Annotated in this window: 19 protein-coding genes; 15 read left to right on the top strand and 4 right to left on the bottom strand. The window is 65.7% G+C overall.

The genetic code is table 11. The annotated features are described in order from the left end of the window. The first annotated feature begins 82 nt into the window (after positions 1 to 82). From U1738_RS07360 to U1738_RS07350, 3 genes are read left to right on the top strand one after another with little or no spacing between them, the layout of a single operon-like run. Positions 83 to 541, top strand: a complete 459-nt coding sequence (locus U1738_RS07360) for a hypothetical protein (RefSeq protein WP_332788397.1) — start codon at positions 83 to 85, stop codon at positions 539 to 541. A 47-nt stretch (positions 542 to 588) separates the two neighbouring features. Further along, positions 589 to 2,856, top strand: a complete 2,268-nt coding sequence (locus U1738_RS07355; RefSeq protein ID WP_332788396.1) for a TonB-dependent receptor — start codon at positions 589 to 591, stop codon at positions 2,854 to 2,856. Next, complete coding sequence (locus U1738_RS07350) at positions 2,853 to 4,187, top strand: PepSY-associated TM helix domain-containing protein (protein ID WP_332788395.1); 1,335 nt, start codon at positions 2,853 to 2,855, stop codon at positions 4,185 to 4,187. The genes U1738_RS07355 and U1738_RS07350 overlap by 4 nt, the downstream gene beginning before the upstream one ends. Positions 4,188 to 4,303: 116 nt before the next feature. Here the strand turns inward: U1738_RS07350 and U1738_RS07345 are convergent, their stop codons facing one another. The 4 genes from U1738_RS07345 to U1738_RS07330 form a co-directional block, all read right to left on the bottom strand. Continuing rightward, positions 4,304 to 6,349: a M13 family metallopeptidase gene (locus U1738_RS07345; protein WP_332788394.1), complete on the bottom strand. Its 2,046-nt coding sequence runs from the start codon at positions 6,347 to 6,349 to the stop codon at positions 4,304 to 4,306. Between the two features lie 73 nt (positions 6,350 to 6,422). Further along, on the bottom strand, positions 6,423 to 6,746 hold the full coding sequence (locus U1738_RS07340) for a type II toxin-antitoxin system RelE/ParE family toxin (RefSeq protein ID WP_332788393.1): 324 nt from the start codon (positions 6,744 to 6,746) through the stop codon (positions 6,423 to 6,425). Beyond that, on the bottom strand, positions 6,743 to 6,982 hold the full coding sequence (locus U1738_RS07335; protein ID WP_332788392.1) for a type II toxin-antitoxin system ParD family antitoxin: 240 nt from the start codon (positions 6,980 to 6,982) through the stop codon (positions 6,743 to 6,745). Before U1738_RS07335 ends, U1738_RS07340 begins: the two co-directional genes overlap by 4 nt. Positions 6,983 to 7,019: 37 nt before the next feature. After that, a complete protein-coding gene (locus U1738_RS07330) occupies positions 7,020 to 8,381 on the bottom strand; it encodes a helix-turn-helix domain-containing protein (protein WP_332788567.1) in 1,362 nt (453 codons plus the stop codon). A gap of 306 nt (positions 8,382 to 8,687) precedes the next feature. On the opposite strand from U1738_RS07330, the gene U1738_RS07325 reads away from it, so the two are divergent. The 12 genes from U1738_RS07325 to U1738_RS07270 all read left to right on the top strand — a co-directional run bounded on the left by U1738_RS07325 (position 8,688) and on the right by U1738_RS07270 (position 23,033). Further along, positions 8,688 to 10,214 (top strand): acyl-CoA carboxylase subunit beta, encoded by a 1,527-nt coding sequence (locus U1738_RS07325; RefSeq protein WP_332788391.1) that lies wholly within the window; start codon positions 8,688 to 8,690, stop codon positions 10,212 to 10,214. An 87-nt stretch (positions 10,215 to 10,301) separates the two neighbouring features. Then, positions 10,302 to 10,838 (top strand): hypothetical protein, encoded by a 537-nt coding sequence (locus tag U1738_RS07320; protein WP_332788390.1) that lies wholly within the window; start codon positions 10,302 to 10,304, stop codon positions 10,836 to 10,838. Then, on the top strand, positions 10,835 to 11,287 hold the full coding sequence (gene mce / locus U1738_RS07315) for a methylmalonyl-CoA epimerase (protein ID WP_332788389.1): 453 nt from the start codon (positions 10,835 to 10,837) through the stop codon (positions 11,285 to 11,287). The genes U1738_RS07320 and mce overlap by 4 nt, the downstream gene beginning before the upstream one ends. After that, complete coding sequence (locus tag U1738_RS07310; protein WP_332788388.1) at positions 11,287 to 12,069, top strand: enoyl-CoA hydratase-related protein; 783 nt, start codon at positions 11,287 to 11,289, stop codon at positions 12,067 to 12,069. Before mce ends, U1738_RS07310 begins: the two co-directional genes overlap by 1 nt. A 118-nt stretch (positions 12,070 to 12,187) precedes the next feature. Further along, positions 12,188 to 14,329 (top strand): methylmalonyl-CoA mutase, encoded by a 2,142-nt coding sequence (scpA, locus tag U1738_RS07305; RefSeq protein WP_332788387.1) that lies wholly within the window; start codon positions 12,188 to 12,190, stop codon positions 14,327 to 14,329. After that, complete coding sequence (locus U1738_RS07300; protein WP_332788386.1) at positions 14,326 to 14,706, top strand: lysozyme inhibitor LprI family protein; 381 nt, start codon at positions 14,326 to 14,328, stop codon at positions 14,704 to 14,706. The genes scpA and U1738_RS07300 overlap by 4 nt, the downstream gene beginning before the upstream one ends. 134 nt (positions 14,707 to 14,840) lie before the next feature. Beyond that, a complete protein-coding gene (gene bioB, locus U1738_RS07295) occupies positions 14,841 to 15,827 on the top strand; it encodes a biotin synthase BioB (RefSeq protein ID WP_332788385.1) in 987 nt (328 codons plus the stop codon). A 117-nt stretch (positions 15,828 to 15,944) separates the two neighbouring features. After that, the gene (locus tag U1738_RS07290) at positions 15,945 to 17,963 is read left to right on the top strand and encodes an ATP-binding protein (protein ID WP_443026991.1); all 2,019 of its coding nucleotides are present in this window, start codon (positions 15,945 to 15,947) and stop codon (positions 17,961 to 17,963) included. 156 nt (positions 17,964 to 18,119) lie between these two features. Continuing rightward, positions 18,120 to 19,574, top strand: coding sequence for an efflux transporter outer membrane subunit (locus U1738_RS07285; RefSeq protein ID WP_332788384.1), 1,455 nt, complete (start codon positions 18,120 to 18,122; stop codon positions 19,572 to 19,574). A gap of 4 nt (positions 19,575 to 19,578) precedes the next feature. Continuing rightward, a complete protein-coding gene (locus U1738_RS07280) occupies positions 19,579 to 20,970 on the top strand; it encodes an efflux RND transporter periplasmic adaptor subunit (RefSeq protein ID WP_332788383.1) in 1,392 nt (463 codons plus the stop codon). Then, positions 20,960 to 21,688, top strand: coding sequence for an ABC transporter ATP-binding protein (locus tag U1738_RS07275; RefSeq protein WP_332788382.1), 729 nt, complete (start codon positions 20,960 to 20,962; stop codon positions 21,686 to 21,688). Before U1738_RS07280 ends, U1738_RS07275 begins: the two co-directional genes overlap by 11 nt. Positions 21,689 to 21,824: 136 nt before the next feature. Continuing rightward, positions 21,825 to 23,033 (top strand): ABC transporter permease, encoded by a 1,209-nt coding sequence (locus U1738_RS07270; RefSeq protein WP_332788381.1) that lies wholly within the window; start codon positions 21,825 to 21,827, stop codon positions 23,031 to 23,033. Positions 23,034 to 23,102 lie beyond the last annotated feature (69 nt).

Raw genomic sequence — 23,102 nt, 5'->3', positions numbered from 1 at the left:
GGCAGGGGAGCGCAAAGTCGAGCGCGGGGAGCACCAAAGCACCGCTTGCCGGGCCAAACGCCCGCGCCTAAGCGCGAAACTGATGCGACCGAGTTCCATCCTGTCCCGCGCGCGCCACCGCCTGCTGATCGCGGCTTTGCTGTGCGTGCTGCTTGCGCGCGTGGCGGTGCCGGCGGGATGGATGCCGATGCTCACCGCCGATGGCGGTTTCATCCTCGCGCCGTGTTCGGGCATGGGCGCGCTGCCGATGGCGGATGCCCCAAGCCCACAGGGCATGGCCGGCCACGCCATGCCCGGCATGGATATGGCCGCGCATCACGCCGCGCCGGACAAGCCGAACGACCGCCATCCCGATCCCGCCGGCGATCATCCCTGTTCCGGGGCAGGCGTCGCCGTCGCGCTGGCGACGCCGCCGGTCGCGCTGCCCGTCGCGCTCACGCTTGCCGCGATCGCCGTCCCGACGGCGCGGCTGATCCCCAATATCGGCCAGGGCCTCGCTGCCCCGCCACCGCCATCGACCGGACCGCCCGCACTCGCCTGAACCCCGTCCAGCGCCACCGCGCGCATCGTTCAGTCGAGGAACCCATAATGACACGCTCTACACGCGCGCTTCGGCGCGCCGTCTGCGTGGCTGCGCTCGTCGCGGCCATGCCCGCTTATGCCGAAGAAGCGCCCGCCGACGACATCCTGATCGTCGCCCAGAAACAGCAACGGATCGAAAACGCACCCTCATCCCGCGCGGAAATCGACGCGCGCGATATCGCCGCCAGGATCAACGCCGCATCCACCGAGGATACGCTGAAATACCTGCCCAGCCTGATCGTGCGGAAACGCAATATCGGCGACACGCAGGCCCCGCTCGCCACGCGCACCTCCGGTCTCGGCGCGAGTGCCCGCAGTCTCGTCTATGCCGACGGTGCCTTGCTGTCGGCGTTGATCGGCAACAACAATACCAACGCCAGCCCGCGCTGGGGGCTGGTCAGCCCACAGGAAATCGCGCGGATAGACGTGCTTTATGGCCCCTTCTCGGCCGCCTATCCGGGCAATTCGCTGGGTGCGGTGGTCAACATCACCACGCGCTTGCCCGATGCGCTGGAGGCGACCGTCACGGCGGGCACCAGCGTGCAGGATTTCGACCAGTACGGCACCAGGGCGATCCTGCCGGCCTATCAGATCGGCGCGACGATCGGCGATCGCTTCGGCGCGCTCTCGGTCTTCGCCAGCGCCGAGCATATCGACAATCGCGCCCAGCCGCTGACCTACATTACCGCGCTGCGCCCGGCGGCCACCAGCGCCACCGGCACGCCGGCGACCGGCGGGTTCGACGATCTCAACCGCACCGGCGCGGCGATCCGCGTGCTTGGCGCGGGGGCGATCGAGCATCAGTTACAGGACCGTTTCAAACTGAAGGCGGCGCTCGATCTCGGATCGGTGCGGCTCACTTATGTCGGCGGCCTGTTCCTCAACGACGTAAACGCGCGCGCCGACACCTATCTGAACACCGCCGCCGGTCTCGCTTATGCCGGCACATTCAATCTCGACGGGCGCAGCTACACGATTGCACCGGCCACCTTCTCCGCCGGGGTGTATCACAGCGAACAACGACACATCTCGCACAGCCTGTCGGCGAGCGGCGGTGGCGGGCGGTTCGACTGGCAGGTGATCGGCACACTGTTCGATTACGACAAGGATATCCAGCGCACGCCGACCACCGCTCTGCCCAACGCCCAGACCGGCGGCGCGGGCACGATCACGCGGCTCGACGGCAGCGGCTGGCGCACGCTCGACGCCAAGGGTGCCTACCGTGCCGGCGGTCACACGATCAGCGCCGGCGGCCATTACGACCGGTTCGAGATCGCCAGCAATCGCTACCTCACGACCGACTGGATTTCCGGCGGACAGGGCGCGGCGAATCTGCAATCGCGCGGCAAGACGCGCACCGCCGCGCTCTGGCTGCAGGATGCCTGGGCGATCGTGCCGGGCGTGACGCTGACGGCCGGTGGCCGCTACGAATGGTGGAAGGCCTATGACGGTGCGAACCTGCCCGCACTCGGCGCGGCGACGACGATCCAGCCGCAGCGCAGCGCCAACCGCTTCTCACCCAAGGCATCGCTCGCCTGGCAGGTCGCACCGACGCTCACCGCGCGGCTGTCGTTCGGCGAGGCCTTGCGTTTCCCGACGGTCGGCGAACTCTATCAGGTCGTCACGACGCCGGTCGCGACCGTACCGAACCCGAACCTGAAACCGGAACACGCGCAATCCGAGGAACTGGCGATCGAGCAGCACGACGATCGCGGCACGATCCGCCTGTCCGTGTTCAACGAGATCGTCCGCGATGCGCTGATCTCGCAGTCCGGCATCCTGTCGATCGCCGGCGTGCCGACCACCGCGACCTTCATCCAGAATGTCGATCGCACCCGCGCGCGGGGCGCGGAACTGGCGGTGCAGCGTCGCGACGTCGTGCCGCGTTTCGATCTGAGCGGCAGCGTCACCTATGCCGATGCGACGACGCGCGCCGACACGGCCTTCCCGGCGGCGGTCGGGAAACTGCTGCCCGGCGTGCCGCACTGGAAGGCGACGGTCGTAGGCACCTGGCGGCCGACCGATCAGGTCTCCCTCACGGCCGCCGGGCGCTACACCAGCCGGCTCTACGGGCAGCTCGACAATCTCGATCTGGTCGGCAACACCTATCAGGGCTTCTACAAATATCTCGTCGTCGATCTGCGCGCGCAGTTTCGTATCGACCGGCATTATGCGCTCGGGCTGGGCGTCGATAACGTCAACAACGACAAATACTTCCTGTTCCACCCTTTCCCCCAGCGCACCTTCCGCGCCGACGTGACGTGGTCGCTATGAGCGTGAAGCCGCCCGGCAGCCGTTGGTACAATGCGGTGTGGCGCTGGCATTTCTATGCCGCCTTGCTCTGCGTGCCGTTTGTGCTGTGGCTGGCGACGACCGGCGCGCTCTACACTTGGAAACCTCAGATCGAGGCGTGGCTCGATCGGCCGTATGACAGCCTTGCCGTAGCGCCGCCGGTCGGCGCGGATGCTCAGGTCGCCGCCGCGCTTGCGGCGGTGCCGGGCGCGCGGCTGCACAAATACCAGCTGCCCGATGCACCGGGCAGCGCCGCGCGCGTGATCGTCAGCGCAGGGGGCAATCAGACACGCGTCTATATCGATCCCGCTACCGCCCGGGTGCTGAAGACGATCGGCGAGGAAGATCAGCCGATGCGGATCGTCTCGCGCCTGCACGGCACGTTGCTGGCGGGGGATGTCGGCAGCTATCTCGTCGAACTGGCGGCGTGCTGGGCGGTGGTGATGATCCTGACCGGCCTGGATCTGTGGTGGCCGCGCAGGGGCGGCCGGCTGGGTGGCGTGGTCTATCCGCGTCTCAACGGCGGCAAGCGGTTGTTCTGGCGCGATTTGCATGCCGTTTCGGGCATCTGGGTATCGTTGCTCGCGCTCGGTCTGATCCTGACCGGACTGCCCTGGGCAAAGGCGTGGGGCGGTTACTTCAAGGAGGTTCGGGCGATCACCGGCACGGCTGACGGGCCGGTCGACTGGAAGATCGGCGCTGCGCCATCCGGCGAACGCGCGATGCTCGGCGATCATGCCGAGCATTTGGGGATGGGGATGCGCCATATGATGGCCCGGCCCGGCGAACTCGATCGCGTGATCGCCACCGTCACGCCGCTACGGATCGCGCCGCCGGTGATGATCGCACCACCGGGCAAAGCGGCGCATGGGTGGACGGTGACGTCGGATGCCGCCGATCGGCCGTTGCGTTCGCAACTCACCGTCGATGGTGCGACCGGAGCGGTTTTGACGCGGCGCGATTTCGCCCAGCGGCACTGGGTGGATCGCGCAGTTGGTTACGGCATCGCCGCGCATGAGGGGGCGTTGTTCGGGTTGGCCAACCAGCTGCTGGGCACGATGACGGCTGCGTTGCTGGCGACGCTGGCGGTATCGGGCGTCGTGATGTGGTGGCGACGGCGGCCGACGGGGCTGCTCGGAGCGCCGATTCCACTGTCCCGACCCCGCTTTGGGGTATTGCTGATCGGGGCGGTCGTTGCGCTTGGCGTGCTGATGCCGCTGTTCGGGGTGAGCTTGGTGGCCGTGCTGTTGCTGGATCGGCTGGTGTTGCGCGGGTCTGTCGCCGGACGGTGGCTGGGGTTGCACGCTGTTTGATGGGCCGGGGCGGGAGTTAATCCCGCCCCGTCGGTCGCGGCGTCGCCGCGCCGGCCGGCCGTTCGCGTTCGCTTGGCGAACCGGCGATTAGCTGACGCTAATCGCCTCGCTCCGGCTTACCAGATATGCACGCGCTCTGCGGGTGCCAGATACAATTTGTCGCCCGGCTTCACCCCGAACGCCGCATACCAGGCGTCCACGTTCCGGACGATGCCGTTCACGCGGTAGAAGGGCGGCGAGTGCGGATCGGTCAGCAGGCGCGCGCGGGCCGCGCCTTCGCGCAGCTTCGATTGCCATGCCTGCGCATAGGCCAGGAAGAAGCGCTGGTCGCCGGTCAGGCCGTCGATCGTCTTCGCCTTGCCGTGCGTCGCCTGATATTTCTGATACGCGGCATAGGACGTCTCGACGCCACCGAGATCGCCGATATTCTCGCCCAGCGTCAGCGCCCCCTTGATGTGCGTGCCGGGGATCGGCTCGTATCCGTCATATTGCTTGCTCAACGCCGACGTGCGGGCCGTGAACGCCGTCCGTGCCTCGGGCGTCCACCAATTCTCGAACTTGCCGGTGGGGCCGAACTTGCTGCCCTGATCGTCGAAGCCATGGCCCATTTCATGGCCGATGATCGCGCCGATCGCGCCGTAATTCACCGCGGCATCGGCCTTGGGGTCGAAATACGGGGCCTGCAGGATCGCGGCGGGGAAGGTGATCTGGTTGGTGAACGGGCTGTAATAGGCGTTCACCGTCTGCGGCGTCATGTTCCACAGGCTGCGATCGACGGATTTCTTCAATCGATCCAGATCGAGCTGATGCTGGAATTCGCCGGCACGGATCAGGTTCCCGACCGGATCGTTGCGATCGATCTTCAGCGCCGAATAGTCGATATATTTCACCGGATGGCCGATGCGCGGGTCGAATGCGGCCAGCTTGGCCAGCGCCTGCTCCTTGGTCTTGGCATCCATCCAGGTGTTGGCGGTGATGCGTTCCTTATAGGCGGCGCGCAGATTGGCGATCAGCTCGCTCATCTTCGCCTCGCTCTCGGCCGGATAATGGCGCTTGACGTAGATCTCGCCGACCGCCTCGCCCATCGCGCCGTTGACCACGGCAAGCCCGCGCTTCCACCGCGCACGCTGTTCCGGCTGGTCGGACAGGGTCTTGCCGTAGAAAGCAAAGCTCGCCTCGTCGAACGCCTTGGGCAGCACACCGGACATCGAGGTGGCGAGGCGGAATTTCATCCAGTCCTGCCAGGTCGATACCGGCGTCGCGGCGAAGATCTTGCCGATCTCGGTCAGCGCGGTCGATTGCGCCATGATGACGATCGGATAGCCTTCGTACCCGGCGGTCTTCAGCTGCAGATCCCAATCGAATTGCGGCGCCAGCGCCTTGCGCTGTTCGCCGTTCATCGGTTTCAGCAAGGCGGCCAGATCGCGCGATTGTTCCGGCGACCATTGCACCTTGGCCATCGCGGTTTCGAGCGCAACGATCCGGTCCGCCTTCGCACTGGCATCCGCGACGCCCGCCAGCGTCAGCACCTTTTCGACATAGGCGCGATAAACGGTGCGGAAGCCATCATATTTGGCACCCGGCAGCAGATAATAATCGCGCCCGCCCATGCCCAGATCGCCCTGTCCGGCGATCACGGTATAGTGGTTCGGATCGGTCGGGTTGGGGATCTGGCCGACCTCGACCGGTCCTGCAAAACCCACGGTCGAGAACAGGATCTGCAGCTTGGCGGGATCGTTCGCCGCGTCGATCTTCGCGAAATAGGGCGCGAGCGGTGCGGCACCGCGCGCCTCGATCGCGGCCTGATCCATATAGCCGGCATAGAGATCGCCCAATTGCTTTGCGCCCGCGCCGGTCCCGGCCGGATCGCGCGCGGCATCGGCCAGGATCTGCTTCACCTGAAGCTCGGCCTGATCGGCCAGGATCACCGACGGCCCGGCGGAGGTGCGATCGGCTGCGATCTGCGTACGTGCGTCCCATGCGCCGTTCGCGAATGTCCAGAAATCGTCGCCCGGCTTCACGTCCTTCTTCTGCGAGGTCAGATCGACACCGAACGTGCCGTAGACCGGCTTGGTGGTCTTTGCGTCTTGCGACAGAGCGGGCAGGGCGATCGCCATGGCGATCGCGGCGGCGGACAGGCGGACGGCAACGGAAACACGCATTCAAAACCCCTCTTCTGGTGTATTGCCGTCGTATAGGGGTGGGTCGGGGGTAGTGCAATCAGGAAGCTGATCGTCAATCGTCTTCGTGCAGCCATCCGGGGATGTCTCGCTGGGCATGGATCACGCGCCAGACATCGATGTGATCGTCACGCTCGATGTAGATCACTAGATAGGGGAACCGCTTGAGCTTGCGACTGCGCAATCCAGCCAATCCCAAATCGTGAGCAAGAAGGGACGAGCCGATCGCCGGACGGCTTGCTACGACGCGATAGGCAGCATCGAGCGCTTCGGCAAAGCGGATGGCGACGGATTCACCAGCCGTGTCGGCATAATAAGCCGCAGCTTCTTCGATATCTCCTTCGGCAATGACGCGAAGGACGATCGGCTTCGACGTCATTTTTTCGCGCGATTGCGGATGCGAGCTTTCAGGCCTTCGAAATATTGCGCATCGGCCACGGCGCCGGGAGGAGAGTCGGCTCCCTCGAGCAAGAGACTGCGCAGTCGTTCCCGATCCCGCTCTTTGCGTATCAGCTCGCGGATATATTCGCTGCTCGTGCCGAAATCGCGTTCTGTCACCTGTTCGTCCACGAACGCCTTCAGCGATTCGGGGAGGGAGATGTTCATCGTGCTCATCCCCGGCAATCTATCCCGATGGCAAAATTTGGCAAGATCAGATCACGCGGTACGGCACCGTTCCACGCACGTCCGGGTCCACCGCGATACCGCGATCCGCCGGCGGGAAGGCGCGCTGGTCGCAATCGTCGCGGGGGCACAGGCGGCAGGAGATGCCGATCGGCGTCGCGGGTGCGCGTTGGTCCAGTACGTCGGCATAGACGAAATCTGCCGCGTGTTCGGCCTCGCAGCCCAAAGTCACGGCATAGCGGCGTGGCGCGCGCGTGAAGCTGCCCGAGGGTTTGACGAGACCCTTGGCCATCGAGACGTAGCGCACGCCGTCGGGCGTTTCGGCATGCTGCACGACGATGCGATCGGGGATCGCGACCGCCTCGTGCACGATCCATAACGGGCAGGCACCGCCGAAGCGGGCGAACTGGAAGCGCGTGGCGCTGTGCCGCTTGGTGATGTTGCCGGCCATGTCGACGCGGCAGAAATAGAACGGGATGCCCTCGGCTCCGGGACGTTGCAGCGTGGACAGGCGGTGGCAGGCCTGTTCGAAGCTCACTCCGAAGCGGCGGCACAGCCGGTCGATGTCGTGGCGCGTCTCGCGCGCGGCGGCGCGAAAGGCGGTGTACGGCATGGTCAGCGCGCCGGCAGCGTAATTGGCGAGGCCGATGCGCAGCAGATTGTGCGCCGCAGGGCCGCCGTCGATATCGGCCTGGCCGACAATCTCCTCGATCTCGCGCGCGAAGGCGATCGCGGCGAGGCGGTGCGCGATCTGGAACCGGCGGCTTTCCGGCGGCATGGTCGCGTCGAGCGTAAGAATTCGGTCGTCGAAGGTCGCGAGCGGGCCGATCGTCTGATCGCTCAGGCGCACGTCGATGCCGTGGCTCGCCAATGCGGTTTCCAACGTATCGGCGGCAAGGCGTTCAGCTGCCCCATCCAGCGTATCGATATAATTCCCCGCGTCATGAAACCAGTCGCGCACCGCTTCCCACGGCCTGCGCCCGCCGCCGCCGGTGGCCTGCTCCTCCACCATCTGGAGCCGTTCCTCGGCCGCACGCATCGCGGCGTGAAGCGCGATGAAACGGTCGGCGATCTCCGGGCGCTCGGATGCGAGCCGCGCGATGGCATCGGCGGCGGGGGACGGGGGTAGCAGCGGATCGGCGAGCGCGACGGTAAGCGCGGCGAGGCGCAGCGCCGGCGCGGCATCCTCGATATCGCTGAGCGCCGCGGGGTGGTGACGGCGGAGTGCCGCGGTGACGCTGGGGGTCAGCGGACGCACGCCGCCTTCGAGTTGCGACAAGTAACTGACCGACACGCCGAGCCGCGCGGCCATCGCCGCCTGGTTCAGTCCGACCGAGGCACGGAGGGCGCGGAGTTGGTCTCCGGCGAATAGGCGGGTGGGGCGGGGCAGGCGGGGTCCTTTTTCTTAGCCCCTCCCCTTCAGGAGCGACGGGTGAACAGCGCCCCCGCGCTGTTCAGGTCATGCCGGGGGCATGACCGACCCGTCGCTGGGTTGGGGTGGGGAAGTGCCATCTCGAAGAGACCAGCTTCAGTTTCTGCCGCACGGCCCCACCCCAACCCCTCCCCTGAAGGGGAGGGGCTTTAGAGACAACGCTACTTCGCAAAACTCTCCTTCGCAACTTCGCAAGTTCACATTTGCATTTGCGCGGCGGCGGGGGGAGAGAGGCGTCCGCATCTGCTCATCCGGAGTCTGCCCATGTCCTCGACCCTCGCCGAACTGGAACGCAAGCGCGAAGCGGCTCGGATGGGTGGTGGGGAGAAGCGCATCGCCGCGCAGCATGCCAAGGGCAAGCTGACCGCGCGCGAGCGGCTCGACGTGCTGCTCGATCACGGATCGTTCGAGGAACTCGACATGTATGTCGAGCATAATTGCGTCGATTTCGGCATGCAGGACCAGATCGTGCCGGGCGACGGCGTGGTCACCGGATCGGGCACCATCAACGGCCGGCTAGTGTTCGTGTTCAGTCAGGATTTCACCGTGTTCGGTGGCTCGCTGTCGGAACGCCATGCGCAGAAGATCTGCAAGATCATGGATATGGCGCTGAAGGTCGGCGCGCCGGTGATCGGCCTGAACGACAGCGGCGGCGCGCGCATCCAGGAAGGCGTGGCGTCGCTCGGCGGCTATGCCGAAGTGTTCCAGCGCAACGTGCTGGCCAGCGGCGTCGTGCCGCAGATTTCCCTGATCATGGGGCCATGCGCGGGGGGTGCCGTCTATTCCCCCGCAATGACCGACTTCATCTTCATGGTGAAGGATAGCTCCTACATGTTCGTCACCGGGCCCGATGTAGTGAAGACCGTTACAAACGAGATCGTCACGCAGGAGGATTTGGGCGGAGCGGTGACGCATACCACGAAGTCGGGGGTCGCTGACGTGGCCTTCGAGAATGATATCGAGGCGCTGCTCGCGGCCCGCGACTTCGTGGACTTCCTTCCGCTGTCGAACCGCGAAGCGGTGCCGGAGCGCCCCTCGTCCGATCCGTGGGACCGGCGCGAGGACAGTCTGGATACGTTGGTGCCGGCCTCGGCCAACCAGCCCTACGACATGCACGAACTGATCCGGAAGGTGGTCGACGAAGGCGACTTCTTCGAGGTGCAGCCGACGCATGCCGGCAACATCATCATCGGTTTTGGGCGGATCGAGGGCCGCAGCGTCGGCTTTGTCGCGAACCAGCCGATGGTGCTGGCCGGATGCCTGGACATCAATTCGTCAAAGAAGGCCGCGCGCTTCGTGCGCTTCTGCGATGCGTTCGACATTCCGATCGTTACGTTCGTGGACGTGCCGGGCTTCCTGCCGGGTACATCACAGGAACTGAACGGCATCATCAAGCACGGCGCGAAACTGTTGTTCGCCTATGCCGAGGCGACCGTGCCCAAGATCACCGTCATCACGCGCAAGGCTTATGGCGGTGCATACGATGTGATGGCGTCGAAGCATCTGCGCGGCGACCTCAATTATGCCTGGCCGACCGCCGAGATCGCGGTGATGGGCGCGAAGGGCGCGGTCGAGATCATCTTCCGCGGCCGCACCCCGGCCGAGATCGCCGAACAGACGGCGCAATATGAGGCACGTTTCGCCAACCCGTTCGTCGCGGCGAGCAAGGGCTTCATCGACGAGGTGATCCAGCCGCACTCCACCCGCCGCCGCATCGCGCTGGGCCTGCGCAAATTGCGTGGCAAGGCGCTGGAGAATCCGTGGAAGAAGCATGACAATATTCCGCTGTGACGCGGGCATGACTTTTCTAGCGCCAATTCCGGAAACCGCGCTATTCCTCGCCGGTCCGTGTCACGCTTTCGCTATGAGGAATTTCTGATGCTGCTGTTTCTTCTGCTCCAGGCCGCCGCTCCAACTCCCGCCGCCGCCACGCCCCCGCCGCCTGCGCCGTGGGAGCCGCGCGATCGCACCAATGCCAACGGTAGCGTATCGACCTCGGCTGCTGTGATCGCGCGCGATGGATCGTCGCGGCTGACGGTTAAGTGCGACAAGGGGGCGGAACCGGTCGTGTCGGTGCAGTTCGTCGCCAAGCAGGCGTTGGCGGAACCCGCCGAAGATGGTTCCTACGCGCCCAAATCGGTTGGCCTGCGCTTCGATACCGGGCCGGCCATCACCTATGACTGGCAGTTCCAGGGCCGCGTAGCCTATAATGCCGATGCGGCGGCGGTGACCGCGCTGACCATGTTCATCGTCAAGGCGAAGACGATCCAGGTCGAGACGACCACGGCGGCGAAATTCGCTTTCATGGCGACCTTCGACGGCCCGGCGAGCGATGCGCCGATCCGCAAGGTGCTGTCGGCCTGCGGCTACACGCTGGGCGAGGTTCCGCCGCCGCTGCCGGTCAAGAAGAAATGACGCTCACCGCCAAAGGTTTGGGCCGGCTCAATCACGTCGGGGTCGCGACGCCCTCGATCGCAAAATCGATCGCGACGTATCGGGATCTGCTCGGCGCGACGGCGATCGGCGAACCGTTCGATCTGCCCGCGCAGGGGGTGAAGGTGTGCTTCATCGATGCGCCCAACACGCAGATCGAATTGATCGAACCTTATGACGAAAGTTCCCCGATCGCCGGATTCCTGAAAAAGAACCCGGCCGGAGGGCAGCATCACGTCTGTTTCGAGGTGGCTGATATCCATGTAGCGGTAGCCGATCTGAACGCCAAGGGCGCGACGGTGCTGGGCGAACCGCGCATCGGGGCGCACGGCACGCCGATCGTGTTCGTCCACCCGAAGGATTTCGGCGGGCTGCTGGTCGAGCTGATGGAAACGCCGCCGGAATCGCATGACAGCGAAGGGAGCCATTGATGGCCTATGACATGATCCTGAGCGAACGGCGCGGCGACGTGCTGGTGCTGACGCTCAATCGGCCCGAAAGGCTGAACGCCGCGCCGCCGAAGCTGTTCGACGAGTTGCGCGATGCGATCGCCAATCTGGATGGCGCGCGCGCCGTGCTGGTGACGGGCGCGGGCCGGGCCTTTTGTTCGGGCGCGGATGTTGCGGGCGGCAGCTTCGCCGCCGCCGATCCGGCGCAGGCGACCTATGAGGCGCTGACGCAGAACTATAACACGACCATGGCGGCGTTCGCCGATCTGGCGGTGCCGGTGGTGAGCGCGGTGCGCGGGCCGGCGGCGGGGATCGGCTGTTCGCTCGCGCTGGCGGCGGATTTCTGCGTCTGTTCGGAGACGGGCTATTTCCTGCAGGCATTCGTCAACATCGCGCTGGTGCCGGATGGCGGCGCGAGTTGGATGCTGCCACGCGTGATCGGCCGCGCGCGCGCGACGGAAATGATGATGCTCGGCGAGAAGGTGCCGGCGGCCAAGGCGCTCGATTGGGGCATGGTCCACAAGGTGGTGGCGGACGATGCGCTGGATGCCGAGGCGTTCGCGCTGGCTGAGCGGCTGGCGGCTGGGCCGACGGTGGCGCTGGGGCTGATGAAGCGCGGGCTGAACCATGCGCTCGACAGCGAATATGAAGCCGCGATGCTGCGCGAGGCGGAAAACCAGCGTGCCGCCCGGCGCACGGCGGATTCGATGGAGGGCGGGATGGCCTTTATCGAGAAGCGCAAGCCGGTGTTCCGGGGGGCGTGATGGGTTTACCATGCACCGTCTGTCCTGAGCTTGTCGAAGGACTGCACTTCTTTTCGACGGTCGACGAGAAAGGCAGTGCTTCGACAGGCTCAGCACGGACGGTTTTTGGATTGATGTCGTGACCGATAAACCAACCCTCGACCAATGGTCCGCCGCCGCCACAAAAGAGGTGAAGGGCAAGGACCTGACTTGGCCGACGCCCGAGGGCATCGACGTGAAGCCGCTCTACACGGCGGAAGACACGGCCGATATCGATCCCGGCCTGCCCGGTTTCGCACCGTTCACGCGCGGGGTTCGCGCGTCGATGTATGCCGGCCGCCCGTGGACGATCCGCCAATATGCCGGCTTCTCCACCGCCGAGGCATCGAACGCCTTCTACCGCCGCAATCTCGCCGCCGGGCAGAAGGGCCTGTCGGTCGCGTTCGATCTCGCCACGCATCGGGGCTATGACAGCGATCATCCGCGCGTGACCGGTGATGTCGGCAAGGCCGGCGTCGCGATCGACACGATCGACGACATGAAGATCCTGTTCGACGGCATTCCGCTCGACAAGATGTCCGTGTCGATGACAATGAACGGCGCGGTGATCCCGATCCTCGCCTTCTTCATCGTCGCGGGCGAGGAGCAGGGCGTGCCGCAGGCGTTGCTCGACGGCACGATCCAGAACGACATCCTCAAGGAGTTCATGGTCCGCAACACGTATATCTACCCGCCCGAACCGAGCATGCGGATCATCTCGGACATCATCGGCTATACGTCGGCGCATATGCCGAAATTCAACTCGATCTCGATCTCCGGCTATCACATGCAGGAGGCCGGGGCGACGCAGTTGCAGGAACTCGCCTTCACGATCGCCGACGGGCGTGAATATGCCAAGGCGGCGATGGCGAGTGGCCTCGATCTCGATGCGTTCGCCGGGCGGCTGTCGTTCTTCTTCGCGATCGGCATGAACTTCTTCATGGAGGTCGCCAAGCTGCGCGCGGCGCGCAAATTGTGGCACCGCGTGATGACCGATCTCGGTGCAAAGGACGAACGCAGCAAGATGCTGCGCACGCATTGCCAGACCAGCGGCGTGTCGCTGACCGAGCAGGATCCGTACAACAACGTGATCCGCACCACGATCGAGGCGATGGCGGCGATGCTCGGCGGGACGCAGTCGTTGCACACCAATGCGCTGGACGAGGCGATCGCGCTGCCGACCGATTTCTCCGCCCGTATCGCGCGCAACACGCAGATCGTGATCCAGGAAGAAACGGGGATGACCAAGGTCGTCGACCCGCTGGGCGGCAGCTACTACATCGAAAGCCTGACGCAGGAACTCTACGACAAAGCGTGGGAGATCATCGAACGCGTCGAGTCCGAAGGCGGCATGGCGAAAGCGGTCGCGGCGGGCTGGCCCAAGGCGATGATCGAGGAAGCCTCGGCCGGACGCGCGGCGCGGGTCGACAAGGGCGAGGACGTGATCGTCGGCGTCAACAAATACCGGCTGGCCGAAGAGGATGCGATCGACATCCTCGACGTGGACAATGTCGCGGTTCGGGAATCGCAGATCGCACGGATCGCAAGGTCGAAGGCGGGGCGCGACGAGGCGAAATGCACCGCCGCTCTGGACGCCTTGCGAGAGGGCGCACGGGAGACGGAGAATGTGCTCGGCCTCGCGGTCGAATGCGCGCGCCAGCGTGCGACCCTGGGCGAGATCAGCCTGGCGATGGAGGATGTGTTCGGGCGTTACGGCACCAATCCCACGCCGGTTTCCGGCATCTATGGCGGCGCGCATGAATTCGACGCCAAGTGGCTCGGCCTGATCGAGGGCGTTGGCTCGATCGAACACCGAATCGGCCGAAAACCGCGCCTGTTCGTCGCCAAGATGGGCCAGGACGGGCATGATCGCGGGGCCAATCTGGTGAGTTCGGCATTCGGCGATCTCGGCTTCGAGGTTGTACCGGGTCCGTTGTTCCAGACGCCGAAGGAAGCCGCCGCGCTGGCGATCGAGAAGGATGTCGACGTGGTCGGCGCGTCCAGCCTCGCGGCGGGCCACAAGACGTTGATTCCAGAACTCATCGGCCATTTGCGCGATGCCGGGCGCAGCGACATCAAGGTGATCGCGGGCGGGGTGATCCCCGCGCAGGATTACCAGTTCCTGCGCGATGCCGGGGTACAGGGGATTTTCGGGCCGGGCACGAACCTGGTGAGTGCGGCGGGCGAGGTGCTGAAATTGCTCGGGCACAATATGCCGCCGGTGGAAGAGGCTGCGGAATGAAGATTTATCAGTTGATGGCGATGGGCGCGGCGCTGATCGCGGCGCCTGCGATGGCCCAGACCCAGACGCAGATGAATGCGGAGGCTGGGGCGGCCTATGCCAAGGCCGATACCGTGATGGCTCAGGTGTGGAAGACGACCTATGCGCGGATGAAGGCGCGTGATGCGGCGGATACGTCACGCGGCGGCGGGTTCGGTTATGCCGGCGCGTTGCTCGAAAGCCAGCGCGCCTGGCTGAAGTTCCGCGATGCGCAGTGTGTGATCGAGGGCGGCGAATTCGCCGGCGGATCGTTGCAAGGCATGGCGATGACGCAGTGCAAGACGCGCCTGACCGGCGAGCGGACGGCGCAATTGCGCAAACTGGAGTGGCGGCGTTGAGTGATATGATGACTGCCGCGAAAAGCCCCTCCCCTTCAGGGGAGGGGTTGGGGTGGGGCCGTGCCGCAAACGCAGATGCCGGTCTCGGTGAGACCTCCCCCACCCCTTTCCCCTCTCCTGAAGGGGAGGGGCTTATGAGAACCGACTGGACCCGCGCGGAAATCGCCACCCTGTTCGACCTTCCCTTCGACGACCTGATGTTCCGCGCGCAAATCGTGCACCGCGCGCATCATGCCGCCGGTGAGGTGCAACTCTGCACGTTGCTATCAATCAAGACGGGCGGCTGCCCAGAGGATTGCGGTTATTGCTCGCAGTCCAAATCCGCCGACAGTGGCGTGAAGGCGACCAAGCTGATGGACCCGCGCGCGGTGCTGCAGATGGCGGCGCAGGCGAAAGATGCCGGGTCGCAGCGTTTCTGCATGGGCGCGGCGTGGCGCAATCCCAAGGATCGCGACATGCCCGCGATCGTCGAGATGGTGAAGGGCGTGCGCCAGATGGGGCTGGAGACGTGCATGACGCTCGGCATGCTGACGCCCTCGCAGGCGGCGATGCTGGCCGATGCGGGGCTCGATTACTACAACCACAATATCGATACCTCGCCTGAGCGTTACGATCAGGTCATAACCACGCGCACCTTCGCCGAGCGGCTCGATACGCTGCAGCATGTGCGCGAGGCGGGGATCAACGTGTGCTGCGGGGGCATCGTCGGGATGGGCGAGACGCGCAGCGACCGGGTCGGCTTCGTCCACGCGTTGGCCACGCTGCCGCGTCATCCGGAAAGCGTGCCGGTCAATGCGCTGGTGCCGGTGAGGGGCACGGTGCTGGGCGACATGCTGGCGGACACGCCGCTCGCCAAGATCGACGATATCGAATTCGTCCGCACGGTGGCGGTGGCGCGGATCACGATGCCGCTGAGCATGGTGCGCCTGTCCGCCGGTCGCGAGAGCATGAGCGAGGCGACGCAGGCCCTGTGCTTCATGGCTGGGGCAAATTCGATCTTCACCGGCGACAAGCTGCTGACGGCCGGCAATCGCGGCGACAGCGCGGATGCGGCGCTGATGGCGAAACTCGGGCTGCGCGCGATGACCGGCGCGGAGCCGATGCGGGTGGCGGCAACATAGTCCCCCTCCCGCTTGCGGGAGGGGTTAGGGGAGGGGCTGTCCCCCTCACGGATTTCACCGTTTGCGGAAAGGCCCTCCCCCCGGCCCCTCCCGCAAGCGGGAGGGGAGAAGAGCTAAGTGTTCAAGAAAATCCTGGTCGCCAATCGGGGCGAGATCGCGTGTCGGGTCATGCGGACCGCCAAGAAGATGGGAATCGCCACCGTCGCGGTCTATTCGGATGCCGATGCGCGCAGCCCGCATGTGCTCATGGCGGACGAAAGCGTGCGGCTCGGGCCGCCGCCGGCGGGGGAGAGCTATCTGCTCGCCGATCTGATCCTGCTCGCGGCCAAGGAGACGGGCGCGGATTGCATCCATCCGGGCTACGGCTTCCTCAGCGAGCGAGAGAGTTTCGCCAAGGCTTGTGCCGAGGCGGGGATCGCGTTCGTCGGCCCGCCGCCGAACGCCATTGCGGCGATGGGCGACAAGATCGAATCCAAGAAGCTCGCCAAGGCGGCGGGCGTCAACGTCGTGCCGGGCTTCCTGGGCGAGATCGCCGATACCGAAGAGGCGGTGAAAATCGCCACCGATATCGGCTATCCGGTGATGATGAAGGCCTCGGCCGGCGGCGGTGGCAAGGGCATGCGGCTCGCCTATAGCGAGCAGGACGTGCGCGAAGGTTTCGAGGCGACGAAGCGCGAGGGGCTGGCGTCGTTCGGCGACGACCGCGTGTTCATCGAGAAGTTCATCGAAAGCCCACGCCATATCGAGATTCAAGTGATGGGCGACCAGCACGGCAACATCGTCTATCTCGGCGAACGCGAATGCTCGATCCAGCGCCGCCACCAGAAGGTGGTCGAGGAAGCGCCGTCGCCGTTCGTGACGCCGAAGATGCGCAAGGCGATGGGCGAGCAGGCGGTCGCGCTGGCGCGCGCGGTGGGCTATTTTTCGGCGGGGACGGTCGAGCTGATCGTGTCGGGGGCCGATACGAGCGGCGAGGGGTTCTACTTCCTTGAAATGAACACCCGGCTGCAGGTCGAGCATCCGGTGACCGAGGCGATCACCGGCCTCGATCTGGTCGAGCTGATGATCCGCGTTGCCGCCGGCGAGCCGCTGGGGTTCACGCAGGATGACGTGACGCTGACCGGCTGGGCGATCGAGAACCGCGTCTATGCCGAGGATCCGTATCGCGGCTTCCTGCCGAGCATCGGGCGGCTGGTGCGCTACGATCCACCGGAGGATACGCGCCCCGATTACGGCCCGGTCGCGGCGGACGGCGATGCTTATACCCGCGTCGACGATGGCGTGCGCGAGGGCGGCGAGGTCAGCATGTTCTACGATCCGATGATCGCCAAGCTGATCACCTGGGCGCCGACACGCGAAGCCGCGATTGATGCGCAGATCGCGGCGCTGGATGCGTTCGAGATCGATGGGCCGGGCAACAATATCGACTTCGTCTCCGCGTTGATGCAGCACCCGCGCTTCCGCTCGGGCAACATCACCACCGGGTTCATCGCGGAGGAATATCCCGACGGCTTCCACGGCGCGCCTGCGTCCCCGGACCTGATCCGCAGCCTCGCCGCAATCGCGGCCTTCGCCGCCACCGCCGAGGCGGATCGCGCGCGGCGGATCGACGGTCAACTCGGCAAGCGGTTGCGCCCGCCGGCCGACTGGTCGGTGAAGATCGGCAATGCCGAACACGCGGTGTCGATCTCGACCAATGGCGTGACGGTTGATGGCGAGGATCTCGACATCGCGCTGGAATATACGCCGGGCGACCGCACGGTCATCGCGGACGTGGACGACGAGGAATTGATCGTCCGCATTGGCAGAACGCGCGGTGGCTTCAAACTGACGACGCGCGGCGCATCGCATCAGGTGCGAGTGCTGCCCGCCCATGTCGCGCCCTATGCCCAACATCTGATCGAGAAGATCCCGCCCGACCTGTCGAAATTCCTGCTCTGCCCGATGCCGGGGCTGCTGATGCGGCTGGATGTCGGCGCGGGCGACAAGGTGGAGGCGGGGCAACCGCTCGCCGTCGTCGAGGCGATGAAGATGGAGAACATCCTGCGCGCGGAGAAAGCGGGCGTGGTGAAATCGGTGAACGCCAAGCCGGGCGACAGTCTGGCGGTCGATGCGGTGATTTTGGAGATGGAATAAATCACGTCGCCCCGGCGCAGGCCGGGGCCTCCGGATGTGGTGTACGCCGATCGCCCCGAACATTGCGGCCCCGGCCTGCGCCGGGGCGACGGATGACGTACAAATTGCGACAATAAATCGGTGGACGCTTGCGCGCACGCTTGCCATCTCAATCGCATGGTTCGTAACAGACTGTTGCTGGCGCTCGGCGCATCCACGGCTTTGGCGGCGTGTTCGGTCGGGCCGGACTATCACCCCGCCGCGCCCTCCGCGTTGGGGGTGCCCGAGGGCTATTCGGTCAACGTGCCCGCGCAGGCACCGGAAGACATCTCGGCCTGGTGGAACCGCTTCGACGATCCGTTGCTCGCGCGGATCGTGGAGCAGGCGCGGACCAACAATCTCGATATCGCCCAGGCCGTCGCAAGGCTGCGGCAGGCGCGTGAAAGCCTGAAGCAATCGCGCGCGCAATTGCTGCCGACGGTCAGCGGATCGGCGGGCTATTCGCGCGCGTTCGATCTGAAGGGCGCAAGTCCGGTGACGCTGGCGGACGGCACGGTGACGAACATCTCGCGCGGTGCGGGCGACAGTTTTTCGGTCAGCGGCGATGTGTCGTATCAGGTCGGCCTGTTCGGCGAGGTGCGCCGCACGGTCGAGGCGACATCGGCGCAATATGCTGCCAGCGGCTACGATCTCGCGACCGTGCAGATATCGACGGCGGCAGAGGCGGCGCGCAATTACGTGCTGGCGCGGCTGTATCAGGCGCAGCTTGCCAACGCGCGGAACTCGCTTGGCATTCAGGACGACAATCTGGAGATTGCGGGCTTTCGCGTGCAGGCCGGTCTCGTCTCCTCGCTCGACAGCGAACAGGCGCGGACACAGCGTGCGCAGACCGCCGCGACGATCCCGACGATCGAGCAGAATTACAACGCCGCCGTCTCGCGCCTCGGCGTGCTGTCCGGGCAGGCGCCGGGTGCGCTGAAGGCCGATCTCGAAGCGGTGAAGCCGATCCCCAAAGGGCCGGCGAACATCGCGGTCGGCATTCCCGCCGATACGTTGCGCAACCGGCCCGACGTGCGCGCGGCCGAGCGCAACTTGGCCGCCGCCACCGCGCAGATCGGCGTGGCCAAGGCGGCGCTTTATCCGGCGCTTGCGATCAGCGGATCGGTCAGCACCAACGCGACGGTGGTGGGCAGCCTGTTCGACCAGATCGCCGGGCAATTGTTCGCCGGGTTGACCCAGGCGATCTTCAACGGCGGGCGCCTGCGCGCGCAGGTCCGTGCCAACGAGGCGGCGGCGCAAGGATCGTTTGGGCTGTACAAATCGACCGTACTGACCGGCCTCGAGGATGTAGAAAATGCGGTCGTCGCGCTTGATTCCGCCCAGCGCCGCGCCGCGCAATTCACCATCGCACTGGATGCGGCGAACAATTCCGCGATCCTGTCGCGCAGCCAGTATCGCGCCGGCCTCACCGATTTCACCACGCTCAACACCACCGAGAGCAGCCTACTCACCGCGCGTAACGGCCTGTCCCAGGCGCAGTCCGATCAGGCGACGGCGGTGATCCAGCTCTATCTCGCGCTCGGCGGCGGCTGGAATGCCGCGGCCGGTGCACCGCAAGCGCCGCAAGGGTAAGACGATGGCCGATTCCAACCTCGACGAATTCCTCGGCACGAAGCCGGTGCCGGCGTGGCGGCGTTACGTGAAATGGGTCGCCGTCGCGATCGGCGTGGTCCTGTTGCTGTTGCTGCTGAAAAGCTGCTTCGGCGGCAGCAACGTGGTGGAATATTCGACCGAGAAGGTGTCGCAGGGTTCATTCCAAGTGACCGTGTCGGCAACCGGCAAGCTCGCCCCGACCAATCAGGTCGATGTCGGGTCGGAATTGTCCGGCCTCGTCACCAAAGTGGTGGTGGACGTCAACGATCGCGTCACCGCGGGCCAGCCGCTGGCACTGGTCGATCCCTCGCGCTTTCAGGATACGGTGAACCAGAGCAAGGCCGCGCTCGCCGCCAGCGTCGCCGCAGTGGAGCAGGCGCGGGCGACGCTGGCACAGGCAAACGCGACGCTGGCGCGCTACCGCGAGGTCAGCCGCCTGTCCAACGGCCGCGTGCCCGCCAAGACCGAGATGGACACCGCGATCGCCGAACAGGCGCGCGGCATGGCGAACCTGCGCGCCGCGCAGGCCAACGTCCAGTCCGCGCAGGCGACGCTCTCCTCCAACGCGACGCAGTTGGTGAAGACGGTGATCCGCTCGCCGGTCAACGGCGTGGTGCTGGCGCGCCAGATCGAGCCGGGCCAGACCGTCGCCGCCTCGTTCAGCACGCCAACCCTGTTCGTCATCGCGCAGGACCTGTCAGCGATGAAGCTGGAAGTGGCGATCGACGAGGCCGATGTCGGCGCGGTCAAACAGGGGCAGGCGGCGACCTTCACCGTCGATGCTTTTCCCGGCAAGACCTTCCCGGCGACGATCACGCGCGTCGATCTCGGCTCCAATCTCAGCGCGCAGAGCAGCACGACGACCACGACCACGACGACCAACACCGTCGTCTCCTATGCCGCGACATTGAGCGTGGCGAACGCGAACCAGCAATTGCGCCCCGGCATGACCGCGACGGCGGATATCGTGACGACGGCCAAGAACGACGTGCTGCTCGTGCCCAACGCCGCCTTGCGCTTCAAGCCGGTCGATCCGAATGCCGGCGCATCTGGCAGTGGCGGCGGCGGCATCGCCGGTTCGCTCACCTTCCGCCCGCGCCGTGGGGGGCAGGAACGCACCGCGACGGTCGGGCGGGGCGCGACGCAGACGGTCTACGTCAAGGACGAGGCGGGCAAACCCAAGGCGATCAGCGTCGTCGTCGGCGAGACCAACGGCTCCGTCACCGAAGTGACCGGCGGCGATCTGAAGCCCGGCATGGAAGTGATCACCGGCCAGCTCGCCAAGGGCGTAGAGGCAAAGTCGGCCGGCAGCCGGCGCTCGGGCGGCGCTGGCACCGGTGGCGGAACCGGTGGCGGGCAGCGCAGTGGAAACTGACGCTGGCCTGCCCATCATCCGCCTGCGTGGCGTGACCAAGGTCTACGGGCAGGGCGCGACCGCGTTTCAGGCGCTGAAGGGCGTGGACCTCGACATCGCGGCGGGCGATTTCGTCGCGGTGATGGGCGCGTCGGGATCGGGCAAGTCCACGACGATGAACATCCTCGGCTGTCTCGACGTACCGACCGACGGCACGTTCGAATTTCGCGGCCATCACGTCGAGGCGCTCGATCGCGATCAGCGCGCGTTGCTGCGCCGCAAATATCTCGGCTTCGTGTTCCAGGGGTTCAACCTGCTCGCCCGCACCAGCGCGCTGGAGAATGTCGAGCTGCCCTTGCTCTATCGCGGCGATGCCAAGCAGGCGCGACGCGACGCGGCGATGGCCGCGCTCGACAAGGTTGGGCTGAAAGAATGGTGGGATCACACCCCTGCGGAACTGTCGGGCGGCCAGCAACAGCGCGTCGCGATTGCCCGCGCGATCGTCACCGCGCCGCAAGTGCTGCTGGCCGACGAACCGACCGGCAACCTCGATTCCGAACGCTCGGTCGAGATCATGCAATTGCTGACCGATCTCAACCGCGAGAACGGCATCACCGTGCTGATGGTCACCCACGAACCCGACATGGCCGCCTTCGCGCGCACCGTGGTGCACTTCAAGGACGGGCTGGTCGAGCGGATCGAGGCGCAGCATCGCCAGGGCGAAGAGGTGGCGTTGTGAGTTTTGCTCCGCTCACACGTCGTCACCCCAGCGCAGGCTGGGGTCTCAAGCCATGGGGCACACGGCGCGCACAACGGCATGAGACCCCAGCCTGCGCTGGGGTGACGATTGTGGTTGGTCGGGTGGATAAGTAAGGATGTTCGGCACAACCGTCACCCTCGCCCTCCGCTCGATCATGCGCCACAAGCTGCGCTCGATCCTCACCGCGCTCGGTATTATCATCGGCGTGGCGGCGGTGGTGACGATGGTCACGCTCGGCCGCGCAACGACGAAAGCGGTGCAGTCGTCGATCTCCTCGCTCGGCAGCAACATCCTGCAAATCCGTCCCGGTCAGGGCTTCGGCCGTGGCGGCGGCGGCCCGCGCCCGCCCGATTTCAAGCCCGAGGATGCCGAGGCGATCCGCGAACAGATCGCCGGCGTCTCCGCCGTCGCCCCGCAGGCGCAATCGACCACCACCGCGATCTATGACGGGGCGAATTGGTCGACCACGATCAACGGCACTACCAGCGCCTATTTCCAGGTCCAGCCCTGGCCGCTGACCGCCGGCCGCGCGTTCATGCCCGCCGAGGAACAGGCCGGCAAATCGGTGTGCATCATCGGCAGCACGGTTGCCCAGAACCTGTTCCGGGGCGGGCAAGCGGTCGGGCGGCGGATTCGTCTGGGGTCCGTATCGTGCGACGTGATCGGCACGCTCTCGACCCGCGGGCAGCAGGGGTTCGGCGGCGATCAGGACGATGTCGTGATCATGCCGATCAAGACCGTGCAGCGCCGCTTCACCGGCAATCGCGACATCCGCCTGATGCTGGTCGGCGTCGATCCCGCTTATGCCACCGCGACGGTGCAGGCGTCGATCACCGATCTGCTGCGCGAACGGCGCAACATCACCGGATCGAAGGAGGATGATTTCAACATCTTCGACACCAAGCAGATTTCCGATACGCTCACCGCGACGACCACCTTGCTGACCGGTATCGTCACGGCGGTGGCGGCGATCAGCCTGATCGTCGGCGGCATCGGCATCATGAACATCATGCTCGTATCGGTGACTGAGCGCACGCGCGAGATCGGTATCCGCCTGGCGATCGGCGCGGTCGCGCGCGAGGTGCTGCTGCAATTCCTCGTCGAGGCGGTGGCACTGTCGATGCTGGGCGGGGTGATCGGACTGCTGATCGCGCAGGTCGCGATCATCTCGCTCGTGCCGGTGTTGAAGGTCGAATATCTGTTCGTACCGGAAATCAACCTGATCGCGTTCGGGATTTCGGCGGTGATCGGCGTGGTGTTCGGGTACTTCCCGGCGCGGAGGGCGGCGGCGCTCAATCCGATCGATGCGCTGCGGCACGAGTAGAATAACGACCCCTACTATCGTCACCCCAGCGTAGGCGGGGGTCTCAGGCGATTGTGCGAGCGGGTTGCC

This window comes from Parasphingomonas caseinilytica, from assembly GCF_036663755.1.
Taxonomy (GTDB): Bacteria; Pseudomonadota; Alphaproteobacteria; order Sphingomonadales; family Sphingomonadaceae; genus Sphingomonas.
Note: the sequence above shows the minus strand (reverse complement) of the source record. Positions and strands in the feature narration are given on the sequence as shown.

What these genes read in the sequence shown, in the direction of transcription:
- U1738_RS07340 (WP_332788393.1), bottom strand. Translation starts at nt 6,746, where the DNA reads ATGACGTCGAAGCCGATCGTCCTTCGCGTCATTGCCGAAGGAGATATC.
- U1738_RS07285 (WP_332788384.1), top strand. Translation starts at nt 18,120, where the DNA reads ATGGTTCGTAACAGACTGTTGCTGGCGCTCGGCGCATCCACGGCTTTG.
- U1738_RS07300 (WP_332788386.1), top strand. Translation starts at nt 14,326, where the DNA reads ATGAAGATTTATCAGTTGATGGCGATGGGCGCGGCGCTGATCGCGGCG.
- U1738_RS07320 (WP_332788390.1), top strand. Translation starts at nt 10,302, where the DNA reads ATGCTGCTGTTTCTTCTGCTCCAGGCCGCCGCTCCAACTCCCGCCGCC.
- U1738_RS07350 (WP_332788395.1), top strand. Translation starts at nt 2,853, where the DNA reads ATGAGCGTGAAGCCGCCCGGCAGCCGTTGGTACAATGCGGTGTGGCGC.
- bioB (WP_332788385.1), top strand. Translation starts at nt 14,841, where the DNA reads ATGAGAACCGACTGGACCCGCGCGGAAATCGCCACCCTGTTCGACCTT.
- U1738_RS07335 (WP_332788392.1), bottom strand. Translation starts at nt 6,982, where the DNA reads ATGAGCACGATGAACATCTCCCTCCCCGAATCGCTGAAGGCGTTCGTG.
- U1738_RS07345 (WP_332788394.1), bottom strand. Translation starts at nt 6,349, where the DNA reads ATGCGTGTTTCCGTTGCCGTCCGCCTGTCCGCCGCCGCGATCGCCATG.
- U1738_RS07360 (WP_332788397.1), top strand. Translation starts at nt 83, where the DNA reads ATGCGACCGAGTTCCATCCTGTCCCGCGCGCGCCACCGCCTGCTGATC.
- U1738_RS07270 (WP_332788381.1), top strand. Translation starts at nt 21,825, where the DNA reads ATGTTCGGCACAACCGTCACCCTCGCCCTCCGCTCGATCATGCGCCAC.
- U1738_RS07280 (WP_332788383.1), top strand. Translation starts at nt 19,579, where the DNA reads ATGGCCGATTCCAACCTCGACGAATTCCTCGGCACGAAGCCGGTGCCG.
- U1738_RS07355 (WP_332788396.1), top strand. Translation starts at nt 589, where the DNA reads ATGACACGCTCTACACGCGCGCTTCGGCGCGCCGTCTGCGTGGCTGCG.
- U1738_RS07310 (WP_332788388.1), top strand. Translation starts at nt 11,287, where the DNA reads ATGGCCTATGACATGATCCTGAGCGAACGGCGCGGCGACGTGCTGGTG.
- U1738_RS07325 (WP_332788391.1), top strand. Translation starts at nt 8,688, where the DNA reads ATGTCCTCGACCCTCGCCGAACTGGAACGCAAGCGCGAAGCGGCTCGG.
- mce (WP_332788389.1), top strand. Translation starts at nt 10,835, where the DNA reads ATGACGCTCACCGCCAAAGGTTTGGGCCGGCTCAATCACGTCGGGGTC.